Origin of the sequence: Curtobacterium sp. B8 (genome assembly GCF_000333315.1) — a bacterium.
GTDB lineage: Bacteria > Actinomycetota > Actinomycetes > Actinomycetales > Microbacteriaceae > Curtobacterium > Curtobacterium luteum.
The window spans coordinates 1-984 of record NZ_BACW01000599.1 but is presented as its reverse complement, the minus strand read 5'-3'; the positions used below and the strand labels follow the sequence as shown (position 1 = coordinate 984).

The following is a 984-nucleotide window of genomic DNA, read 5'->3' as shown; positions in this document are numbered from 1 at the left end:
CCACCACGGGCCTCCCGTCCGTGTCGTGGTTGCGTCCGGGTCGCGGTTGCGTCCGGGTCGCGCGCGTTCCGCTGACCCGGTGCCCGCGGGGTCGACGATCCGTAGGCTCGCACCGTGACCACGGAGCGTGTCGACGTCCTCGTCGTCGGCGGCGGCCCCGTCGGCCTGTTCGTCGCGGCCCTGCTCGCCGACCGCGGGCTCGACGTCGTGGTCTGGGAACGCCGGACGGACCAGCCGAACGGGTCGCGGGCGATCGGCATCCACCCGCCGTCCCTCGACGCCTTCGCGGCGATCGGCCTCGACCGGGCGGTCCTCGCGGAGGCCGTGCTCGTCCGGACGGGAGTCGCCCGGAGTCGCGGCCGGGTCCTCGGCTCGCTGTCCTTCGCCGGTGCGTCCCCCACGCACCCGTACGTGGCGACGCTCGACCAGCACCGCACGGAGGCACTGCTCCGCGACCGCCTGCCGACCGGGGTGCTGCGGACCGGCACGGAGCTGACCGGGCTGCAGCAGGACGCGTCGGGCGTGCTCGCCGCGGGCACGGACGCGGACGGCAGCGCACGGTCCGTCGAGGCCGGGTTCGTCATCGGAGCCGACGGCGGCCGGAGCGTCGTCCGGTCGCTGCTCGGGATCGCGACGCACGGCCGGGACTACCGCCACCGGTACGTCATGGGCGACTTCGCCGATCCGGAGGACCCCACCGCACGATCGGCGGCGCTCGTCGACGTCGGGCCGGACGGGGTCGTCGAGTCGTTCCCGCTGCCGGGAGGACGACGGCGGTACGTGGCGTTCGTCCCGGCAGCGGACGGCGACGCCGTGGAGCGGTCGCCCGCCGACGCACTCGCGGCCCGACTCGCCACGATCGTCACCGAGCGGACCGGGGCGACGCCGGACCCGGCGACCTGCACGATGACGAGCGCGTTCGGGGTCCGCCGTCGCCAGGCGGCGCGGACCGGGGTCGGACGCGTCGTGCTCATCGGGACGCGC

The 984-nt window shown here is 76.2% G+C and carries 1 protein-coding gene; it reads left to right on the top strand.

Annotated elements, in window-relative coordinates; translation table 11 throughout:
* Window positions 1-114: 114 nt before the first annotated feature.
* On the top strand, window positions 115-984 hold an 870-nt coding region (locus I59_RS16195; protein ID WP_022904769.1), incomplete at its 3' end, for an FAD-dependent oxidoreductase.